16 protein-coding genes are annotated in these 16,974 nt (G+C 67.6%); 14 read left to right on the top strand and 2 right to left on the bottom strand.

The genetic code is table 11. From position 1 onward, the window contains the following. Positions 1–2,385: a 4-hydroxythreonine-4-phosphate dehydrogenase PdxA gene (pdxA, locus tag JOE31_RS17645; protein WP_209746810.1), complete on the bottom strand. Its 2,385-nt coding sequence runs from the start codon at positions 2,383–2,385 to the stop codon at positions 1–3. A 184-nt stretch (positions 2,386–2,569) separates the two neighbouring features. Here pdxA and JOE31_RS17640 point away from each other — a divergent pair, with 184 nt between their 5' ends. The 10 genes from JOE31_RS17640 to JOE31_RS17595 all read left to right on the top strand — a co-directional run bounded on the left by JOE31_RS17640 (position 2,570) and on the right by JOE31_RS17595 (position 12,122). Further along, positions 2,570–4,144, top strand: a complete 1,575-nt coding sequence (locus JOE31_RS17640) for an ABC transporter substrate-binding protein (protein ID WP_209746808.1) — start codon at positions 2,570–2,572, stop codon at positions 4,142–4,144. A gap of 3 nt (positions 4,145–4,147) precedes the next feature. Continuing rightward, entirely contained in the window at positions 4,148–5,083 is a 936-nt protein-coding gene (locus tag JOE31_RS17635; RefSeq protein ID WP_209746806.1) for an ABC transporter permease, read from the top strand. Next, complete coding sequence (locus JOE31_RS17630) at positions 5,080–6,006, top strand: ABC transporter permease (RefSeq protein WP_209746804.1); 927 nt, start codon at positions 5,080–5,082, stop codon at positions 6,004–6,006. The genes JOE31_RS17635 and JOE31_RS17630 overlap by 4 nt, the downstream gene beginning before the upstream one ends. 1 nt (position 6,007) lies before the next feature. Next, positions 6,008–6,883, top strand: coding sequence for an ABC transporter ATP-binding protein (locus JOE31_RS17625; RefSeq protein ID WP_209746802.1), 876 nt, complete (start codon positions 6,008–6,010; stop codon positions 6,881–6,883). Next, the gene (locus JOE31_RS17620) at positions 6,876–7,709 is read left to right on the top strand and encodes an ATP-binding cassette domain-containing protein (protein WP_209746801.1); all 834 of its coding nucleotides are present in this window, start codon (positions 6,876–6,878) and stop codon (positions 7,707–7,709) included. The genes JOE31_RS17625 and JOE31_RS17620 overlap by 8 nt, the downstream gene beginning before the upstream one ends. Before the next feature lie 44 nt (positions 7,710–7,753). Next, the gene (locus tag JOE31_RS17615; RefSeq protein WP_209746799.1) at positions 7,754–8,743 is read left to right on the top strand and encodes an aldo/keto reductase; all 990 of its coding nucleotides are present in this window, start codon (positions 7,754–7,756) and stop codon (positions 8,741–8,743) included. Positions 8,744–8,788: 45 nt separating this feature from the next. Next, positions 8,789–9,580, top strand: a complete 792-nt coding sequence (locus JOE31_RS17610) for an HpcH/HpaI aldolase/citrate lyase family protein (RefSeq protein ID WP_209746797.1) — start codon at positions 8,789–8,791, stop codon at positions 9,578–9,580. 5 nt (positions 9,581–9,585) lie between these two features. After that, positions 9,586–10,830: an exo-alpha-sialidase gene (locus tag JOE31_RS17605; protein ID WP_209746795.1), complete on the top strand. Its 1,245-nt coding sequence runs from the start codon at positions 9,586–9,588 to the stop codon at positions 10,828–10,830. Continuing rightward, the gene (locus JOE31_RS17600; protein WP_209746793.1) at positions 10,827–11,501 is read left to right on the top strand and encodes an SDR family NAD(P)-dependent oxidoreductase; all 675 of its coding nucleotides are present in this window, start codon (positions 10,827–10,829) and stop codon (positions 11,499–11,501) included. Before JOE31_RS17605 ends, JOE31_RS17600 begins: the two co-directional genes overlap by 4 nt. 288 nt (positions 11,502–11,789) lie before the next feature. Beyond that, a complete protein-coding gene (locus tag JOE31_RS17595; RefSeq protein WP_209746791.1) occupies positions 11,790–12,122 on the top strand; it encodes a hypothetical protein in 333 nt (110 codons plus the stop codon). 71 nt (positions 12,123–12,193) lie between these two features. On the opposite strand, the gene JOE31_RS17590 is transcribed toward JOE31_RS17595, so the two are convergent. Beyond that, positions 12,194–12,520, bottom strand: a complete 327-nt coding sequence (locus tag JOE31_RS17590) for a hypothetical protein (protein ID WP_209746789.1) — start codon at positions 12,518–12,520, stop codon at positions 12,194–12,196. Positions 12,521–12,536: 16 nt separating this feature from the next. On the opposite strand from JOE31_RS17590, the gene JOE31_RS17585 reads away from it, so the two are divergent. The 4 genes from JOE31_RS17585 to JOE31_RS17570 all read left to right on the top strand — a co-directional run bounded on the left by JOE31_RS17585 (position 12,537) and on the right by JOE31_RS17570 (position 16,882). After that, positions 12,537–12,941 carry a hypothetical protein gene (locus JOE31_RS17585; protein ID WP_209746787.1) on the top strand — a complete coding sequence of 135 codons (405 nt, stop codon included), beginning with the start codon at positions 12,537–12,539 and terminating at the stop codon, positions 12,939–12,941. A gap of 128 nt (positions 12,942–13,069) precedes the next feature. Then, positions 13,070–13,975, top strand: a complete 906-nt coding sequence (locus JOE31_RS17580; protein WP_245199242.1) for an alpha/beta fold hydrolase — start codon at positions 13,070–13,072, stop codon at positions 13,973–13,975. Between the two features lie 124 nt (positions 13,976–14,099). Continuing rightward, complete coding sequence (locus JOE31_RS17575; protein ID WP_209746785.1) at positions 14,100–15,341, top strand: S8 family serine peptidase; 1,242 nt, start codon at positions 14,100–14,102, stop codon at positions 15,339–15,341. Positions 15,342–15,634: 293 nt separating this feature from the next. Beyond that, on the top strand, positions 15,635–16,882 hold the full coding sequence (locus JOE31_RS17570; RefSeq protein ID WP_209746783.1) for an FHA domain-containing protein: 1,248 nt from the start codon (positions 15,635–15,637) through the stop codon (positions 16,880–16,882). The last annotated feature ends 92 nt before the right edge of the window (positions 16,883–16,974 follow it).

Raw genomic sequence — 16,974 nt, 5'->3', positions numbered from 1 at the left:
CTACACGGCCACGCTGGGCCGGGTGGCCATTTCCGCCGCCTGGTGCAGCGCCTCCACCATGCTGCGCGGATCCGCGATCGCCTTGCCGGCAATGTCAAAGGCGGTGCCGTGGTCCACGGACGTGCGGATCACCGGCAGACCCACCGTGATGTTCACGCCGGCCTCGATGCCCAGCACCTTCACCGGCCCGTGCCCCTGGTCGTGGTACATCGCCACCACCAGGTCGTAATCGCCGCGGCCGGCCAGGAAGAACAGCGTGTCCGCGGGCAGCGGGCCCGTGACGTCGATGCCGGCAGCCTGCGCGGCCTTCACACCAGGTTCGATCTTCTCCGCTTCCTCGCCCTGGCCGAACAGCCCGTTCTCGCCGGCGTGCGGGTTGATGGCGCAGACGCCGATCTTCGGGTTCGGGATGCCCGCACGGACCAGGGCATCATGGCCGCGGCGGATAGTGCGCTCCACCAGGTCCGGGTTGATCTTGCGGATGGCGTCCATCAGCCCGATGTGCGTGGTCACGTGGATCACCCGGATCTTGGGGGTGGACAGCATCATGGACACTTCCTCCGTGCCCGTCAGCTGCGCCAGCAGCTCGGTGTGCCCGGGGAAGATGTGCCCGGCGGCGTGCAGCGCCTCCTTGTTCAGCGGCGCCGTGCAGATGGCCTGCACCCTCCCGGCCATGGCCAGTTCGCTGGCCACCCGGATGTACTCGTACGCGGCGTGGCCGGCCACGGGGGAGAGCTTCCCCCACGGCAGGTCCTCCGGCAGCAGCGCCAGGTCGATCACGTTCACCCGGCCCGGCGTGAACACCGCGTCCTCCACGTTCTCGATCACCTGGATGTCCGCCTCGATGCCCAGGACATCCGCGGCCTGGCGCAGGCGCAGCGCGTCGCCGATCACCACCGGCCGGCACTCGGCGTTGCTCTGCGGATCCAGCACGGCGGCCACCACCACCTCCGGCCCCACCCCGGCGCCGTCGCCCATGGTGACGGCCACGATGGGAAGGGCGTTCTGCTCGGTCTTGCTCGTTGCGGCGGTTGTCATTTCTGCTCCAGATCGTTCGGAAGTCTTGCTGGGAAGGGTGTTGGCGGGAGCCTGCGCGGGCTGGCCGCGGCGCTCCCGGATTTTGTCGTAAAGCTGCAGGAGGGCCAGGTCATCGCCGAAGCTGCCGGGCTTGGTGCCCACCAGCGTTCCGTCATCGGCGCGGCTGAGCACCGCCCCGTGCTGCACGGCCGCGAGCGGCACCAGCCGGTGGAGGCCGACGGCGTCCAGGACTTCCCGGGCCGTCTCACCGCCGGTGAGGATCAGGTCAGCGTCCGCTTCTTTGGCTGCCTGGGCCGCGAAGGCAGACAGCGCCTGCACGATGCCGGCGGCTTTTGCCGGGTTCACTTTGCCGGCGGCCAGGGTGACGGCCACATTGGTGCCGGCCGCCAGCGCCTGCCGGACTTCGGCCAGCTCCGGTTGGTACGCGCCGGTTGCGCCCGTGTACAGCGGGTGCAGCCGGACCACCGTGAAGCCCTGCGCTTCCAGCTGCGCCAGTTGCGCCTGCGCGGTCCCGGACGCGGAGCCGACGACGGCGAGCACCGGCCTGGTGCTTCCCTGCGGTTCCGCGGTGGCTGCTTCAGCCCGCGCCCCGGATTGCGCATTTCGCGCAAACTGAGCGGCCAATCGCTGCGCGAGGACATCGGCAGTTCCGCCGGTACCAATCAGCACCACACGCCGGCCGCCGGCAGTGAAGCCGAGCTCCAGCAGGGAGTCCACCACGTGTTCCAGGTCCTGGACGGTCTCGCCGTCAGCCACCACCAGCGCCGGCTGCCCGGATTCCAGCAGCCCGGCGAGCTTCTCGCGGGCCGATCCGAACCGAACCTCGGCCAGGTCCAGACTCCGCACCGAGGCCGGGTCCTCCGGGCGGAGGAGGGAAGGAATATCGGCAGGCGGCGCGGACAGTTCGGCCTGCCACAGCTCGGTCTCCGCCAAGGGAGTCCCGGCAACAACCGGCTTCCCGTCCCGCACCGAGCGCTGCAGCTGGGGAAGTGCCCCGGCAACAACCGCGTGGAATCCCAGGCCTGTCAGGGCGGCCACTTCGGCGTGGATGTTGCCGCGCCACAGCGAGTCGATCTTCTTGAACGCCACGTCTGCGCCGGAGGCGGAAGGGCTGGAGAAAGCCCCCGCCACCAGCGCTTCAGCGGCGGCTTCAGGAAGTCCGCGCGAATGGGTATCCGTCACCACAACATCGGTGACGTGCCCGGCGGAGGGGGCGCCGCCGTCGTGCGTTCCCGGAAGAACGGCCGATCCCAGCAGGACCTGCGCGGACAGCCCATGCTCCACAAAGCAGTAGCCAACCTCGGCGGCGCCGGAGAAATCGTCGGCCTGCACATATACGGAAGCCACATTGCTCCTCTCACGCAGTAGTCGGCTGGACCCCCGCCAGGTGCGGGGATGCATTCATTCTGACACGATTGCGCGAATCGCGCTAGAGGGGTTGCGCAATTTGCGCAGGAGTGGCAAAGTGATGGAGACAACATTCGGCGCAGCCAAACCGGCAGGCCGTCCCCGTTCTACCGAGAGGTCAACGATGACCGTTCTTCCTCAAGGAAGTGAGATTTCCCGCCGCAGGCTGCTGCAGTTCGGCGCCGCGGCCGGGTTTCTGCTGGGCACAGGAAGCCTCGCCGGCTGCGCCGGCCCCACCGGCCTGCCGGGACCCAGCACCCTGACCCTGGCCCTCAACCGGTCGCTGGTCAGCCTGGACAACAAGCTCAACCAGTTCGACGCCGCCGTCACCGTGCAGCGCTCCGTCCGCCAGGGCCTCACCGCCATCGGCCCCGAAACCAAGCCCATCCTGGTCCTCGCGGACCGCTTCGAGATGACCGGGCCCACCGAGTGGACCGTCCGGCTCCGCGAAGGCATCCGCTACTCGGACGGCAGCCCCGTCAAGATCGAGGACGTGGCCACCGCCCTGAAGATGTACCAGCAGGTGCAGGGCTCCTTCGTGGCCGGCTTCTTCCCCGAATTCCCGGTCGTGGTGCCGGTGGATGACCGCACCTTCCAGATGGTCTCCAAGAAGCCCGTCCCCATCCTGGACTCGCTCATGAGCATGATCCTGATTACCCCCGCCGCGCAGAACAAACCGGAGGAACTGCAGGAAGGCGTGGGCACCGGCCCGTACGTGGTCACCAAGTTCAACCGCGGCGCCGGCACCTACAGCCTGCAGCGCAACCCGAACTACTGGGGTCCCGCACCGCAGGTGGAGAACGTGGAAGTCCGCTTCCTCCCAGAGGAATCCAGCCGCGTCATCGCGCTGCGCAGCGGCGAGGTGGACATCATCGACTCCATCACGCCGGACTCGCGCGAACAGCTGGCCGGACTTCCCGGCGTCGAACTCAAAGAGGCCTCCAGCCTCCGGCTGAACCAGATCTTCTACAACTTCCGCAAGCCCGCCGGCCACCCGCTGGCCGACGTCCGCGTCCGCGAGGCCCTCAGCTGGGCCATCGACGGCGAAGCGCTGGTCAAGGACGTGCTGGTGGACTCCGTCAGCGCGGCCGAAGGCGTCACACCGTCCAGCCTCACCGGCTACCACAAGACCGGAACGTATACCTACGACCCGGCGAAGGCAAAGGCCAGGCTCGCGGAGCTGGGCGTCAAGGACCTCACCCTGAAGATCATCTGGGAAACCGGCGAGTTCGCCTCCGACACCTCGGTGATGGAGGCCCTGGTGGAGATGTTCGGCGCCATCGGCGTGAAGACGGAGCTCCAGCAGTTCGAACCCGGCGGCAACATCCTGGCCTGGCGCCAGGGCAAGCAGGGCGACTGGGACCTGCTGGGCAACGGCTTCAGCAGCCCCACCGGCCTGGCCATCACCATGATGCAGGGCATGTACGCCGGCACCCCGGAAAAGGAAAAGACCCGCGACACCTACCAGGGTTACGTTGTCCCGGAGGTGCAGGCCAAGATCCAGGCCGCCTCCTCCGAGGTGGACCCGGCCCGCCGGCAGGAACTGCTGGCCACGGCACAGCAGGCCATCTGGGACACCTGGCCCTGTGCCTGGGCGTTCGTGCCCAAATCCGTCCTCGCCCAAAGGAAGCGGGTGTCCGGCGTCAGCCTGGCCCCCACCAACTCCTACCCCCTCGTTGATGTCCGGCTGGAGGCCTAAGCCATGACGAACTACATCCTGAAGCGCCTGGGACAGGGCCTGCTGACCGTGTTCCTCACGGTATCCACCGTCTTCGTCCTGATCCGCCTGGCCCCGGGCGATCCCGCCGTCTCCTACGCCGGACCGCTGGCCACCACCGAACAGCTCGACGCCGTCCGGGAACAGTTCGGCCTTAACAAGCCGGTGCTGGAGCAGTACTGGATCTTCCTGCAGCAGCTGTTCACCGGCAACCTGGGCCAGTCCTACTCCTTCCAGGCCCCCGCCATGCAGGTGGTGGCCGAGCGGATGCCCTACACGCTGACCCTGGCCACCGCGTCCATCCTGCTCACCGCCGTGGTGGCCATCCCGCTGGGCGTGTGGATGTCCCGCCGCCCGGATACCGGCAAGGAACTCGGCGTGAACGTGCTGACCATCGCCGGGCAGTCCATGCCCGACTTCTGGACCGGCATCATGCTCCTCACCGGCTTCGCCGTGCTGATTCCGATCTTCCCGGCCTCCGGCTTCGCCACCTGGGGCGGCCTGGTGCTCCCCACCATCACCATCGCCATCCTGCAGATCGCCCTGATCTCCCGGATGGTCCGGCGGGAAATGACCGCCAACTTCGCCGCCCCGTACCTCACCGTGGCCCGGTCCCGCGGCGTCAAGAACTCAGTGCTCACGTGGCGCTACGCCATGGGCAACTCCGCCATCCCGGTGTTCACGGCTCTGGGCACCCGGTTCGCCGCCATGCTCAACGGCGTGGTGGTGGTGGAAGTGGTGTTCGCCTGGCCCGGCGTCGGCTCCCTGATCGTCCGTGCACTCGAAACCCGCGACTACCCCCTCATCCAGGCAACGGTCCTCCTCACCGCGCTGCTGGCCGTGGGCGTCCAGCTGCTCATCGACCTCGCCTACCCGCTCCTTGATCCCCGCGTTCGTCTTGGAAAGGCGGCAACAGCATGAGCCTCGACACCGCAACCCCCACAGCGGCCGGGCAACCGGCCCGGCAGCCCAGCCCCAGCGCCGTCACCAAGGCGGACATCGCCAAAGCCGGTGCCACCCGCCGTCGGAATGCCGCCAAATGGAAGCTCATCGTCGGCACCGTCTGCACCCTGCTGGTGATCATCCCCATCATCCTGGCCCAGGTGCTGCCGCTGCCGGACGCCAACTTCCAGGACCTCGCCGCCCGGCGCCTGCCGCCCCTCACCGACGGGCACCTGTTCGGCACCGACCAGCTGGGCCGCGACCTCCTCTCCCGGGTGCTGCACGGCGGCCAGGTCTCGCTGACCATCGGCGTGCTGGCAGTGCTGGTCTCCGGCGCCATCGGCATCATCCTCGGCTCGGCTGCCGGCTACTTCGGCGGCTGGGTGGACACCATCGTCTCCCGCCTCCTGGAGGCCCAGATGTCCCTGCCGCTGCTCATGATGCTGCTGCTGGTGGTGGCCCTGTTCGGCCCCTCCATCCCGGTGATCACCTTCGTGATCGCCATCGCCCAATGGCCCGAAGTGGCCCGCCTCACCCGCTCCATGGTGCTGGTGGAACGCGAAAAGCCCTACGTCTCCGCCGCCCGGATCCTGGGCCTGCACCGGATCCAGATCCTGGTCCAGCACATCATCCCCAACGTGATCAAGCAGGCCACCCTGGTGGTTCTCCTCCTGCTGGCCCAGGCCGTGCTGCTCGAATCCGCGCTCAGCTTCCTGGGTGCCGGCCCGCAGCGCCCCTTCGCCACCTGGGGCCGCATCATCTCCGACGGCCAGGACTACATCACCACCTCCTGGTGGATGGTCACCCTGCCCGGCCTGGTGATCGTGCTCATGGTGGTGGGCGTCAACCTGCTGGGCGACGGCCTCCGCGACCGTCCCCGCCGCAAGAAGAAGGGTGCCTGACATGACCGCACAACCTACTTTCACGGAGCAGCCGCTGCTGGAGGTCCGCGACTTCCAGGTGGAACTGATCACCGACGCCGGCATCATCCGGGCCGTTGACTCCGTCAGCTTCAGCATCCACCGGGGCGAGACGGTCACCATCATCGGTGAGTCCGGTTCCGGTAAATCGACGACGGCGATGGGCATCCTCCGCCTGCTGCCCGAGGACCTGGCGGTGCTGTCCGGCACGGTGCTGATCGACGGCGTGGACGTCACCGCCGACCCCAAAGCCATCGAGAAGGTGCGCGGCAAGACCCTGGCGCTGATCCCGCAGGACCCCATGACGGCGCTGAGCCCGGTCCTCTCCATCGGCAGCCAGCTCTTCGAAGCCATCCGGATTGCCGGCGCAGCGTCCGCCAAGGACAAAGGCGCCGTGAAGGCACGGGCCATCCGGCTCCTCGAGCAGGTGCACATCCCCACCCCGGAGAAGCAGCTGAAGAAGTACCCGCACCAGCTCTCCGGCGGCATGCTGCAGCGTGTGCTGATCGCCATCGCGCTGGCCAGCGAACCGCAACTGCTGGTGGCGGACGAGCCGACGTCGGCCCTGGACGTCACCGTGCAGGGCGGCATCCTGGACCTGCTCCTGGAACTGCAGGAACAGCGCGGCATCGGCATCCTGATGATCACACACGACCTTGGCGTGGCCCGGCTGATCTCGGACCGCATCCACGTGATGAAGGACGGCCGGTTCGTCGAATCCGGGGACGTCCAGCAGATCGTGGACCACCCCGCCACCGAGTACACCCGGGCGCTGCTGGCAGCCGTTCCCGTCCTGGGGCCCTGGGACGAAACGCCCAACGCCACCACCCTGACCACAACTGGAGCAAGCCATGACTAAGCCGTTCCTCGCCGTCGAAAACCTCGTGGTGGACTACCACGTGCCGGGCGGCACCTTCCGGGCCGTTGACGATGTGTCCTTCTCCGTGGACAAAGGCAAGACGATCGCCGTGGTGGGTGAATCCGGCTGCGGAAAGTCCACCATCGCCAAAGCGCTGATGCGGCTGGTCACCCCCACCAGCGGGCGCATCGAGCTGGACGGAACGGACATCGCGGCCATGAGCGAGGCGAAGCTGCGGCCGCTGCGCTCCAAGTTCCAGATGGTGTTCCAGGACCCCTACGGTTCCCTGGACCCGCACATGACGGCGCAGGAAATTGTGGCCGAGCCGCTGAAGCTGCAGGGCGTCCGGTCCAAGGCGGAGCGGCACAAGGCGGCCGCCAAGCTGATCGACCAGGTGGGCCTGCCCGTCGCGTCCCTGGACAAGCACCCCTCCGAGTTTTCCGGCGGCCAGCGCCAGCGGATCGGAATTGCCCGGGCCCTGGCGTCCAAGCCCGAACTGCTGGTCTGCGACGAAGCCACCAGCGCGCTGGACGTCTCCGTGCAGGCCCAGGTGCTGCGGCTGCTCAGATCCATCCAGGACGAAACGGGAATCACCTACGTATTCATCTCGCACAACCTTGGCGTGGTGCAGGAAATCAGCGATAGCGTCATGGTGATGCAGCGCGGCAAGCTGGTTGAATACGGCTCCACCGCGTCCGTCCTGACCGCCCCCAAGGAGGACTACACCCGCAAACTCCGCCGCGCCGCGCTGGACCCCTCCACCATGACGGGCCTGAAGCCGCGGCACCTGGTCCGCTCCCTGGCGCTCGCCAACCAGGCAAGCTAGCCCTTCTGTACTTTCTGACCAACGCAACCGCAAGGAATCAACGCATGAGCAAGCAGCCCGAAGGCGCCCAGGTGGACGGCCTGAAACTTCCCATCTCCCGGCTGGTTCTGGGAACCATGACGTTCGGCGACACGGTCGACGAAGTCACCGCGGGACGGATGGTGGAGGAAGCGCTCGACGCCGGCATCACCACCATCGACACCGCCAACGCCTACGTCGGGGGAACCACCGAGGAAATGCTTTCCCGGCTCCTCAAGGGGCGGCGCGGCGAGATTGTTTTGGCGTCCAAGGCGGGTATGCCGCACCCGGACCACGGCGAGCACTCGCCGCTGTCCCCGGCCGGACTGCGCAACAGCGTGGAAGGCAGCCTCCGCCGGCTCGGCGTGGACAGCATCGACCTGTTCTACCTGCACCAGCCGGACCGCCTCACACCCCTGCAGGACACACTGGCCACGGTGGCCGAGCTGTTTGCCGAAGGGAAGATCGGCGCGCTGGGCGTCTCCAACTTCGCCGCCTGGCAGATTGCCGACGTCATCCACACGGCGCGTGAAGTGGGGGCGCCGCGGCCCGTCGTCGCGCAGCAGCTGTACAACCTGGTGGCGCGACGGGTGGAGGAGGAATACCTCGAATTCGCGGCCACCCACAACGTGCACACCATGGTCTACAACCCGCTGGGCGGCGGCCTGCTCACCGGAAAGCACAGCTTCGACGCCAAACCCACCGAGGGCCGCTACGGCGATTCCAAGCTGGCGGCCATGTACACCCAGCGCTACTGGGACCGGCAGCTCTTCGACGCCATCGAGGAACTCGCGCGCATCGCTGAGGGCGCCGGCATCACGCTGGCCGAGCTCTCCCTGCGCTGGCTCGCCTACCGGGACGGCGTGGGCTCCATGCTGCTGGGCGGTTCCAAGGTGGAACAGCTCCGCGCCAACATCGCCGCCGTGGCCAACGGGCCGCTGCCGGCCGACGTCGTGGACGCCTGCGACGCCGTGGGCACCGGACTCCGCGGCCCCATGCCCGCCTACAACCGCTGACGCTTACTTGCTTCCTGAACCGATCACCGAAACTGAAGGACTCTGATGACATCCGAACTGGCCCTCGAATTCGCCCGCAAGATCCGCGCCCGGGAACAGGCGGTGGGCTACTGGGCCGTGCTGGACGCGCCCGTGGCCACCGAACGCATCGGCCGGCTGGGCTACGACTACGTGGCCCTGGACGCCCAGCACGGACTGCTCGGCTACTCGGGAGTGCTGAAAGGGCTGATGGCCATCGACGCCGGGCACACCGCCGTCGGCATGGTCCGGGTGGAGGACAACAACCTGACCGCCATCGGCAAGGCGCTGGACGCCGGCGCCGTGGGCGTCATCGTTCCGCTGGTCAACACCGCGGCGGACGCCGCCGCCGCGGTGGCCGCCGCCAAGTACCCGCCCATGGGCGGCCGTTCCTATGGTCCGATGCGCTCGGCGCTGCGGATCGGGCCGAAGCCGGCGGACTCCAACGCCGCCACCCTGGTGTTCGCCATGATCGAGACGCCGGACGGCCTGGCCAACGTCAAGGAAATCTGCGCCACGCCCGGCCTGGACGGCATCTACGTGGGACCGTCGGACCTGGCCATCGCCGTGGGCGGCGCCTTCCCGGGGGACCCGGCCATCGAGACCGAATTCAACGCCGCGCTGGAGGCCATCGCCGAGGCCGCCGCCTCCGCGGGCATCGCCGCCGGCATCCACACAGCTGCGGGGGAGGTGGCGGCACTCCGGCTGCGCCAGGGCTACACCTTCACCACCGTCGCCTCGGACCTGACGCACCTGGAACAGATCGCCAAGGCCCACCTCGACGCCGCCCGCTCCGATGCCGGAACCAAGGAAAGCTGAACCCGATGCAGAACACCACCACGGACGACTACAGCACCATCACCCCGGACGGGGCCGTAAAGCGGGCCGACGGCGCGGACTTCGCCTACCTCCCGGCGCCCACCGTGCAGAGCCACGCCGCCAACCTCCTCACCCTGCCGGACGGCCGGCTGGGCTGTGTCTGGTTCGGCGGCACCCAGGAAGGCGTGCCGGACATCTCCATCTGGTTCTCCACGCTGGAGCCCGGCAGCAGCCAGTGGTCCGCACCGCAGCAGCTCTCCGACGATTCCACCCGCTCCGAGCAGAACCCCATCCTGTTCACCGCGCCAAACGGCGCGCTGTGGCTGCTGTACACCGCGCAAAAGGCGGGCAACCAGGACACCGCCGAGGTCCGCCGTCGTACGTCCACGGATGGCGGCCGCACCTGGGGCGAGGTGGAGACGCTGTTCCCCGCGAACGAGACCGGCGGCGTGTTTGTCCGCCAGCTCCCCGTCGTGCTGCCGTCCGGCCGCCTGATCGTCCCGATCTTCCGGTGCATCACCACGCCGGGGGAGAAGTGGGTGGGCAACAGCGACGACAGCGCCGTGATGATCTCCGACGACGCCGGCGCCACGTGGACCGAGCACGTGCTGCCGGGGAGCCTGGGCTGCGTCCACATGAACATCCAGCCGGTGGCCGACGGAACCCTGCTGGCCCTGTTCCGCAGCCGCTGGGCGGACTCGATCTACGAATCCCGCTCTACCGACGACGGCTCCACCTGGAGCGAGCCGGTCCCCACCGAGCTGCCCAACAACAACTCCTCCATCCAGTTCACCGCGCTCGCCGACGGCCGCCTGGCGCTCGTGTACAACCACAGCCGGGCGGAGGAAAACACCGAGCGCCGGCTGTCCCTCTACGACGAGATCGACGACGACGGCCTGGCCGAGGAGCAGGGCCAGCTCGCCGAGCCGGATGCTGCAGCTTTCTCCGAGGACGACGGCGTGAAGCGCGCCTTCTGGGGCACGCCGCGCTCGCCGATGACGCTGGCAATCTCCGAGGACTCGGGCCGTTCGTGGCCGATCCGACGGAACCTGGACGTGGGGGACGGGTACTGCCTGTCCAACAACTCCCGCGACGGGCTCAACCGCGAGTACTCCTACCCGTCCATCCACCAGGGCCCGGACGGTGCCCTGAACATCGCCTACACGTACTTCCGGCAGGCCATCAAGTTCGTCCGGGTTGACCCGCAGTGGGCGTACGAAGGCACCACCACTCCCGGCGGGGACGAATGACACAGCACGCCGTTGTCACCGGCACCAGCTCGGGAATCGGCAAAGCGATAGCTCAGCGACTGCTTGCCGACGGGTGGCGGGTGACCGGCCTGAGCCGCAGCGAGTCTTCGTTGGGGAAGGGGTTTCGGTGGCTGCGGGCTGATCTCTCCGAACCGGAATCCCTGCCCGGTGCGCTGGCCGGGCTGCGGCCGGCGGATGCGCTGGTGCACGCCGCCGGGTTCCAGCGGACCGCGCCCTTGGGCGAGCTGGACCCGTCTGCGCTGGCCGGAATGTTCACTGTCCACGTGGCGGCGGCCAGCGTGCTGGCCAACGCTTTGGTGCCCTCCATGCCCGACGGCGGGCGGGTGCTGCTGCTGGGCAGCCGCACCTCCACCGGGATGCCGGGCAAGAGTCATTACGCTGCGACGAAGGCTGCGCTGATGGGGCTGGGACGGACGTGGGCGCAGGAACTCGCGCCGCGGGGGATTACCGTGAACGTGCTCTCCCCGGGCCCGACCGACACTCCGATGCTGAACGATCCCGGCCGGGCAGCCACCCCGGTGCGGATGCCGGCCCTCGGTGCCCTGGTGGACCCGGAGGACGTGGCCGCGCTGGCCGCGTTCCTGCTGGGCCCGCACGGGAAGTCCATCACCGGCCAGAACTACGTGATCTGCGGCGGCGCCTCGCTCTAGCCCCCTCCAACGCTCTCTCAGTTCTTTCCCCTTTTCGACGGACGCTCTCTCACTTTTGGCACCCGTTACCCCGGACGCTCTCTCACTTTTGGCACCCTTTCCCCCGGACGCTCTCTCACTTTTGGCACCCTTTCCTCCGGACGCTCTCTCACTCCCGGGGCCGAAACGGGAAACCCTCTCTCACGCGGTGCCGCGGAATCAGCGGGTATCGGGGACCATCGGCTCTACGTTCATGAAGTCCGAACGAGGAGACTCATGGCAGGAAGAGTGGCGGGGAGGTGATTGGCGGTGGCGCAATGGGACCTGGGAATTGCAGGTTTGGCACTGCTTGCGGTCATGGCGCTGGCCTTCGGCGTTGTGGCGCACCTGATCGTCGGGCGAGGCATCACGCGCTGGCTGTGGCTCTACTCGGCCGCTGCCTATTTCCTTGCGGGGATACTAGTTAGCGAAGTCTGGTTCGGCTGGGCGACGGAAGAAGAATTGCAGCCGAACATTGACGGGCTGTCCTTTGACGAAGTGCAACTGGTGACTCTCGCCGGCCTTCTTGCAGCCCTCACCGCGAGGTATGTACTCCGGAGGAAGGGGCGGCCCGGGGGACCATCGCGGAAGCCGGCAAGCTGAGTGATAGGCGCTTCCGGCCTGCCCGGAGCCGCCATCGACGCCGGACTTAAGCCCCTGTTCCGGAGGAACCTTCAGGCGTAGGTTGAAGCAGGGCTCCGAAAATGCTGGGCCCGCACCAAAGGGGGCATCATGACCAGGCCCAGGCTTACGGCATTCAGCGTTCTCGGGGTCTGTGCCCTGTTCGGGCTCTCGGGCTGCTTCGGCCCGCCGGCTCCGGCGCCCACGAGCACGTCCGCCGCCGCGACTACGACGTCGTCGCCCGCGAGTAGCTCCGCCGCGCCGACCACGACCGCAAGCCCGTCCGCGACCACCCCGTCGGTCACCCCGACCCCTACAGCGACTACCCCGCCGTCGTCCGCTCCTGCGAGCCCGACGGCGACGGCGGAACCTACCTCCACCGGGCTCCCGGAGCAGGTGGCCCCGCTGACCATCTACTACGTCGCCGTCGGCGACGCCGGTGTTTCCGGGCCGTTGATCGGCTGCGGTGACAGCCTCGTCGCTACCACCACGGCTCCGGTCCGCTTCACGGACCAGGTGGGCCCCAGCGTCGGGACGCTGCTCGCGAACAAGAGCCGCGACGTCGGACTGTCAGGGCTCGTGAACGTCCTGTACCAGTCGAACCTCAGCTACGTTGGCGGGGAGTTGGACGGCAGCACGATCACGATCTACCTCACCGGGCAGTTCATGCTGGGTGGTGTGTGCGACATCCCCCGGGCGAAGGCACAGCTGGAGTACACGGCCATGGCAGCGGCCGGGGCCACGAGCGCCCGGGTGTTCGTCAACGGCCGCCCGATCGACGAGGTGCTCAGCCTCAAGTAGTGCCCGGAACGGCGCCCGGCCATCGAGCAGCGGACGCTGCACATCGTCGTCGTACGTGCCCTCAAGAAACAGCACTAGTTCGACGTGGAGCCCTTGGGTGCCCGGTACAGACGGAGTATTTTGAGTGCATGGAAGGGCCAGGCGGCGTCGTTGCCGGAATTGCCATGCCGCACCTTGCGGGCGTGACCCACCGATGGATAGATGTGCGTGGGTTACGGATGCACGTAGCGGAGGCGGGGCGGGGGCAGCCGCTTCTCCTGCTCCATGGATTCCCGCAGAACTGGTGGGAGTGGCATGGCGTCATCCCGCACCTGGCCGAGCACTACCGGGTAGTCGCCGTGGACCAGCGGGGCTTCGGCTGGACCGACGCCCCCACGAAAGGCTACGAGGCCCGCACCCTTGTCGATGACATCGTCCAGCTCATGGCCACACTGGATATCACGCGGGCGCGGTTCCTGACCCACGACTGGGGCGCCATCATTGGCCAGCAACTGGCCATGGACCGGCCCGACCTGGTGGAGGCTCTCGTTGTCACGGGCGCCCCTGATGTGCACATTAGGCCAAACGCCCGGCTGCTGGGACTCTTCCCCAAGCTGTGGCACGCCTTCGCGATCGCGGCTCCGGGGATCGGTCCGCGCGTGCAGCAGAACGAAAAAGTTGTGCGGCACCTCTTCACGGCCTTCGAGCCTGCTGGCGGAGTCAAGGAGGAGGACATCCAGCTCTACTACGCGGCAATGGCCCAGCGCGAGAGGGCCCTCGCAGGCTCGGCCCTATATCGTGCCACGATCCTCCCGGCGTTCATGGCTATTATCTTCGGCGCCTACGCCAGACGCGATTTTGCCGTGCGGACCCTCGTCCTTACCGGAGCCATGGAACCATCCGGGACCCTGCAGGGGATGGGCCATCGCCCCGGACGCGGCGGTAATGTGACCACGGAGATTTTGCCCGGTGAGGGGCATTTCCTTGCTGACCACCGGCCTGAACTCGTGGCCGACAGGGCTCTGCGGTTCTTCGCTCAGGAGCCGGACCATTGAACCACCAGGTCTCAGCAGGCTCAACCACCGGCTCAGGCGTGGAGCCGTCGTCGAACGGAAGACCCATGTGTTGTCTCGCCCTCTGCCTCTATCCAGCTGCTGAAGTTTGCCGCAAGATAACTGAATGAAAAGGATCCTTGTAGCCGGTTTCGCAGCGCTAGTCATGGGCCTCGGCGGAATTGCCGCAGCAGTTCCGAGTAGCGCGGCGGCCCAGTCGTCACCCGTCACGGGCCAGATCATGGTCAAATTCCGCGACCCCGGTGCGGCGGCCGGCGTGCTGCGCGGGCACGGCCTCAGCGAAGGCCCGGGCATCGGCAGCACCGGCGCCCAGCTCATCAAAGTACCGGCCGGCAAAGAACTTCAACTCATTGACGCCTTGGGCCGGAACCCGGCTGTGGAGTACGCCGAGCCGGACGAGTTGGTCACCGCCGCTACGTCGGACGAGTATTTCCCCCGCCAGTACGCCCTGCAAAACAGCGGTCAGTCATTCACCAACACCGCCGGCACCCTGTCCGTCGCCGGAGGGAAAGCGGACGCCGACGTCGACGCCGTGGAAGCCTGGAACGTCACCACCGGTAGCGGCATAAAGGTTGCCGTTCTCGATTCAGGCGTCGCAAGCGACAACCCGGACATCAACCCGAAAGTTGTTGCACGCGCCAACTACAGCGGTGCGGCCACCAACGAAGACAATTACGGCCACGGCACCCACGTCGCCGGTACCGTTGCCGCCACTGCCAACAACACGATGGGTGTAGCCGGGGTGTGCCCGGGTTGCACGATCCTGGCCGGCAAAGTGCTCAACGACAGCGGCGTCGGATCCAGCTCAGGCCTCGCGAACGGCATCAACTGGGCTGTCAGCAACGGTGCGAAGGTCATCAACATGAGCATCGGAGTACGGGCGTCGCGGACCCTCGAAGCTGCCGTCAATAACGCCTGGAATCAGGGCGTGGTGCTGGTTGCCGCAGCAGGCAACGGCGGCAACCAGACCAAGATCTACCCGGGCGCATACCCCAACGTTATTGCCGTCGCCGCTACCGACAACACCGACGCCAAGGCATCCTTCTCCACCTACGGAGCCAGCTGGGTGGACGTCGCAGCGCCCGGAGTCAATGTGTATTCGACGTTCCCGAACCACACCTTCGTCCTCGGGACGCAGAACAACCGCTCCTTCGGGTACGACGTCGGCAACGGCACCTCAATGTCCTCACCCATCGTCGCTGCCACAGCCGCGCTTGCCTGGAGCTCGCATCCCGGCGCCACGCAACAATCCGTCCGCGCAAATGTGGAGTCCACCGCCGACAAGATTTCCGGCACGGGCACGTACTGGGCGTATGGCCGCGTGAACGCGGACAGGGCCGTCCGGTAGGTTGCGCTGACGCAAGCGTTGCCTACCCGGCCGCCAGGGAGCAGGGTCGATGGTCCCGACATTAGGAAACAGCCCCGGAAGCGCCGGAGCCACCTGACCGGCTACCACCTGCACGAACGTCCGCACCCCGCCGAAGCCCGCGCAAGCCCGCGCAAAAGTCCCGGGCGGCCCTTTTTCGCGTTCCTTGTCAGCCCCACCCGCCACGAGGAGACTTACAGTAAGCCGTCCGCCAGAGCCGGCGGCGGTGTTTCTCCTTTCGGGGGCCGGCGCCCTCCTGGCTGGTCGGGGAAGTCGTGGATGCATCGGGGTTGCGGAGCGCGTTCGTCGTCGTCAACGGGGAGGCGGCGGGGACCCGGATTGTGATCCCGCACGGCAAAACGACCGTTGGCAGCGACGAGGGTTCACGGCTGCGCCTGCCCGCTTCCGGTGTGAGCCGCCGGCACGCCCTGCTGACCTCGGTTGACGGCCGGACCATCCTCGACGACCAAAACTCGCGCAACGGCACCTGGGTCAACGGCCGCGCCATCACCTCTCCCACCGAACTCACCGACGGCGATGAGGTCCGGTTCGGGCAGGTCAGGCTCCGCTTTGTTGAAGGGACGTACGACGGCGGCAGCGCACCGCCGCCCGCAGCCGGCGGGTGGGAGGGGCCCCAGACCGCCCCGGCGGCTGCAAGGAAAAAGGGGCTAGGCTCGGCGCTGCTCTTCGCCGCCGCGATCAATGTGGTGGGGCTGATCGGCAACAGTCTGACCGCTTTCCTGACCGAGCTCACGCCCACCTGGACGTGGTTCGTCACACCGGCGATGGGCCTGGCCGTTGCCCTGGGCGGGGAGGCGCTGGATTACCTCAAAGACAAGGCGCAGCCCGCACCTAAACGGCCTAAACCGCAGTACCGGCCGTCCAGCCTCGGCCAGCCGACACGGCCCGCGCGCCCGGTGAGGCCGGGCCGCCCGGATAGCCGTGGAGGATCCTATGGCGCCGGGACCGCGCATCCTTCCGGGCCGGCTGAGGGCATACCGCGTGCTGCGCCACGGTCACGTCCGGTCATCGCCACAGTGCTGGTGACGCTGCTCCTGCTCGGCGGCGGCGGGTGGCTGCTGGCCGCCGGGGCGAGTTACGCCGTCGGCTATTTTTCCGGGAACGAGGAAGGCACCCAACGGCTGGCCCGTCAGGTGGTGACGGAAACACAGGGCGTCACGGTGACCGTCCTCAGCATCCAGAGCACCGCACATTTCACGCGGGTGGAGATCCATGTGCGGAACGGCACCGGCAGCTCCATGTCACTGCCGCTGTTTCACAACGCCGTCCTCACCGGCCCGGACGGCACGACGTTCGACGCTGATTCCTTCCGCAGCACCTGGCAGCCCGACATACCGCCCGGGGGCCAGCGCAAGGGGACCATCAACTTCGAGAACCAGCTGCCCGAATCCGGCGGCACGGTGTCGCTCAGCTTCGTCACGGTGTTCATGCAGGGGTTCGATGGGCCGCGGTCCATCACCGTCCCGGACATCCCGCTGATGCCCGTGGTAAATCCGCTCTGAAAACCCGTGTACAGTAGAGATCGTTGTTGTGTTTGTATTTGGTAGTTCAGGCAGTACGCGGGGTCGAAAGTCCTCGTTCTTCTGAAGTAGCG

This window comes from Arthrobacter sp. PvP023 (genome assembly GCF_017832975.1).
Classification (GTDB): Bacteria; Actinomycetota; Actinomycetes; order Actinomycetales; family Micrococcaceae; genus Arthrobacter.
Note: the sequence above shows the minus strand (reverse complement) of the source record. Positions and strands in the feature narration are given on the sequence as shown.